Below are 4,029 nucleotides of genomic sequence, written 5' to 3' on the forward strand. Positions count from 1 at the left end.
CGTCAGCAAGACCCTCACCTTGACCGGTGCGGGTGCGGACAGAACGGTTACACGGGCCCTGCGCGTCACGGATAGCGGGGTTGCGACCATCAAGTCGCTCAGCATCACCGGCTCGGCATCCGACGGCATCCAGAACGATGGCACGCTGACCCTCGTCGCCAGCAGGGTGACGGATAGCTACTTCGCAGGGATCCGCAACTGGGGAACCGCCACGATCAAGAACACCACCATCAGTGGCAATCACGCCTTCGGCGCGTATCAAGCATGTCAGCCAAACGCGCCGTGCTTCTTTGGCGGTGCCGGGATCTTCAACGCCGGCGCACTTGCTCTCTCCAACAGCACGGTGAGTGACAACAGGAGCATGGCCTCTGGTGGGGGCATCCTGTCGACGGGCCGCCTGACGTTGTCGGCCAGCACGGTGACCCGCAATGTCGCCTTCCGCGGCTGCATCGGCAGCGATGGCATTCCGGAGTGCACACCGGGCGGGGCAGCAAGCGGAGCTGGGCTCGCTGTCTTCGGCGGGACCGCCACGGTCAGCGACAGCACCATCAGCGGCAATACCGCAGCGGACGACGGCGGGGGGATCTACGTCGCCTCCGGAACCGTGACCATCGTCAGCACGACCGTGGCCGGGAACATCGCTGGGTTGGACGGCGGGGGGATCATCAACTACGGAACCAGCACGCTCAAGCGGAGTTCGATCGCAGGGAACACCGCCGGGGGATCTGGCGGAGGCATCGCCAACGTCGACGGCGGAGACATACAACTGCGGGGTAGCACGGTGACCGGGAACCGCGCGCTGCAGGGTGGTGGGCTCGCCAGCACGAGCATTGCTCCCGTGCCGGTATGGATGGACTCCAAGACGTCCATCACCGGCAACGTCCCCGACGACTGCTGGCCGATCAGTTTCGGTGCCGGCTGCGCCGCCTAGGCGGCCGACGGCGTTTTCGCGCCGTGAGCGGAGGGCGAGGGATCCGTCTCGGGGCGGCGTAGTCGCGGGCAGTCTGGCGCCTTCGGCGCGGAGACCCGAGGTGACGCGGGGGTTCCTCCCGAATCCCTCGCCCTCGGGCGGGGGCCCTACGGGCCCGGCGGAGGGCGAGGGATCCGTCTCGGGCGGGCAGAGCCGCGACCGGTGGGGCGGCTTCGCCGCGGTGGGTCGAAGGGCTGCGGGGGTTCCTCCCGAATCCCTCGCCCTCAAGCTGGGGCCCTACGGGCCCGGCGGAGGGCGAGGGATTCGAACCCTCGGGGTATCGCTACCCAGCGGTTTTCAAGACCGCCGCACTCGGCCACTATGCGAGCCCTCCTGGTGCTCTGCCGCTACGGCGTCACGCCGTTGCCTCGGGACTCGCCGCTGACATGGTTCGTCCCGATCGTGAGAGCACTGGCCGCCAGTCTCCCAGGGGCGGTCGGCCGTCACCAAGCCGACTGACCGTGGCGTCCCGAGGGCGCTGGCGGCAGCGCCGAGGAGCACAGTCGTTCCTCGTCACCGGGTAGCGTGCGGGCGCATGAACGGCTACCTCCGCACCCGCGCATGACGCCGATGGAAGACTGCCCCTGCGGATGGGGTGCGCCGTACGACGAGTGCTGCGGGCGCCTGCACGGCGGCGAACCAGCACCGACCGCCGAAGCGCTCATGCGCAGCCGCTACACCGCCTTCGCCCGCGGCGACGCCGCCTACCTGTCCCGTACCTGGCACAGCTCCACCCGGCCCCGCCCGCTGTCGCTCGAACCGTCGCGGCGGTGGCTCGGCCTGCACGTGCTCGGTGCGACGCGCGGCGGGCTGCTCGACGCCGACGGCGAGGTGGAGTTCGTCGCGCGGTGGGAGGACGCCGACGGCACCCGCGGCCGGCACCACGAGCGCAGCAGCTTCGTCCGCGAGCAGGGCCGGTGGGTGTACCTCGACGCGCTGCCGAACGGTCCGAACTGATGCGCAGCCAGGCGGTCCTGCCGAGTCTGCCCCGCCGAGGTCGGTGAGGTCTGCGCCCCCCCCCCGTGCCGGAAGCGCACCTAGTGTGGGCGCATGGGTCTTGTCGCTGCTTACGCCACCGCCGGTCCGCGCTCGCCGTTCGAGCGCACGATGATCGAGCGGCGCGAGGTCGGGCCGAAGGACGTCCTCATCGCCATCCGGTACGCCGGCATCTGCCACTCCGACATCCACACCGCCCGCGAGGAGTGGGGCGCCACGACGTTCCCGCTCGTGCCGGGCCACGAGATCGCCGGCGTCGTCGAGCAGGTCGGCAGCGAGGTCACGAAGTACGCCGTCGGCGACCGCGTGGGCGTCGGCTGCATGGTCGACTCGTGCGGCGAATGCCGCCACTGCCTCGCCGGCAACGAGCAGTTCTGCAAGAGGAACACCGGCACCTACGGCTCGCGCGACAAGGATGGCAACCCGACCGCGGGCGGCTACTCCACCCACATCGTCGTTACCGAGGGCTTCGTCGTGCGCATCCCCGATGCGCTCGCGCTCGACGTCGCCGCGCCGCTGCTGTGCGCGGGCATCACGACGTACTCCCCGCTCCGGCACTGGAAGGTCGGCCCCGGCAGCCGCGTGGCGGTGGCCGGGCTCGGCGGGCTCGGGCACATGGGCGTGCGGATCGCGGCCGCGCTCGGCGCGGAGGTGACGGTGCTGACGCGCACCGACGCCAAGGCCGACGACGCCCGCGCCCTCGGCGCGCACCACGTTCGCGCGACCGCCGACGGCACCGCGTTCCGCGAGCTGCGCGACAGCTTCGACCTCATCCTCAACACCGTCGCGGCCGAGATCGACCTCGACCGCTACCTGCGGATGCTCGATGTCGACGGCGCGATGGTGAACGTCGGCCTGCCGGAGAGCTCGCTGTCGATCAACCTGATGTCGGTCGTCGGCAACCGCCGCTCGCTGTCGGGCTCGCCGATCGGCGGCATCGCGGAGACCCAGGAGATGCTCGACTTCTGCGCCGAGCACGGCCTCGGCTCGATGATCGAGACCATCGCCGCACAGGACATCGACGCCGCGTACGACCGCGTCGTGCGGGGCGACGTCCGCTACCGCTTCGTCATCGACAACGCCACCATCACCGCCTGATCGCCGTACGCCCCGCCCGTGATGGGAAGGATTGTTCGGCTCTATGGGATGAAGGTCGCCTTCATCCCAAACGGCGGGGTCCGGGGGCGGTTCTGGGTGGGGCGGCCTACGCTCCGGCCATGCCGTTCAGCGTCGAGGGTCTGCTCACCACCAGCCAGCACTGGGTCGCCCGGGCGAGCACGTCGCTGCCCACGCCGGTCGCCACGAGGCTCGGCGGCGGCCCCCGCGTGGTCGACGGCCAGACGCTCGACCCGCAGCTGTCGGTGCTCCTCGCCGTCGAGGCGCGGATCAACCGGGCGGGCGAGGAGCGCACGGCCGCCCAGCGCCGTGTCGCCCTCGCGCGCAGCGCCGCGATCGCGGCCGGTCCTCGTACGCCGATCGGCCCGGTGCGCGACCTCACCGTCCGCGGCGCCGACGGCGTCCTGCGCGCCCGCCACTACCGCCCCGCCGGCGGCGGCGCCGGGCGGCCTCTCGTCGTCTACTTCCACGGCGGCGGCTGGGTCGTGGGCGACCTCGAGACCCATGACCAGACCTGCCGCCTCATCGCCAAGCACGCCGACGTGCAGGTGCTCTCCGTCGACTACCGCCTCGCGCCCGAGCACCCCTTCCCCGCCCCGGTCGACGACGCCGTCGCCGCGTTCACCTGGGCCGTCGAGCACGCGGCCGACCTCGGCGCCGACCCGCGCCGCATCGCCGTCGCGGGCGACAGCGCGGGCGGCAACCTCGCGGCCGTCGTCTCCCAGGTGACCAAGGACGCCGGCGTCCAGACGCCGTACGCGCAGCTGCTCGTCTACCCCGGCGCCGACGCCAGCAGGAAGTACCCGTCCAAGGACCTGTTCGGCGAGGGCTACCTGCTCACCAAGGCGACGATGGACTGGTACGTCGACACCTACGCCGGCGACACCGACCGTTTCGACCCGCGGCTGTCGCCGATCTGCGCCGCCGACAAGACCGGCCTCCCGCCG

3 protein-coding genes, 1 tRNA gene and 1 pseudogene are annotated in these 4,029 nt (G+C 71.5%); 4 read left to right on the top strand and 1 reads right to left on the bottom strand.

All coding sequences use genetic code 11. The features are described from left to right. A pseudogene (locus tag ACFQGU_RS17560) lies at positions 1-931 on the top strand (hypothetical protein); the annotation flags it as partial. 288 nt (positions 932-1,219) lie between these two features. Here the strand turns inward: ACFQGU_RS17560 and ACFQGU_RS17565 are convergent. Beyond that, positions 1,220-1,304: transfer RNA gene (locus tag ACFQGU_RS17565), tRNA-Ser, on the bottom strand. Between the two features lie 227 nt (positions 1,305-1,531). On the opposite strand from ACFQGU_RS17565, the gene ACFQGU_RS17570 reads away from it, so the two are divergent. The 3 genes from ACFQGU_RS17570 to ACFQGU_RS17580 all read left to right on the top strand — a co-directional run. Further along, positions 1,532-1,927 carry a YchJ family protein gene (locus ACFQGU_RS17570; RefSeq protein ID WP_386768998.1) on the top strand — a complete coding sequence of 132 codons (396 nt, stop codon included), beginning with the start codon at positions 1,532-1,534 and terminating at the stop codon, positions 1,925-1,927. A 93-nt stretch (positions 1,928-2,020) separates the two neighbouring features. Continuing rightward, on the top strand, positions 2,021-3,064 hold the full coding sequence (locus ACFQGU_RS17575; RefSeq protein ID WP_386768999.1) for an NAD(P)-dependent alcohol dehydrogenase: 1,044 nt from the start codon (positions 2,021-2,023) through the stop codon (positions 3,062-3,064). A gap of 119 nt (positions 3,065-3,183) precedes the next feature. Continuing rightward, a partial coding sequence (locus tag ACFQGU_RS17580) for an alpha/beta hydrolase fold domain-containing protein (protein WP_386769000.1) occupies positions 3,184-4,029 on the top strand: 846 nt, incomplete at its 3' end.

Source organism: Longivirga aurantiaca (assembly GCF_042660085.1).
Classification (GTDB): Bacteria; Actinomycetota; Actinomycetes; order S36-B12; family CAIYMF01; genus Longivirga; species Longivirga aurantiaca.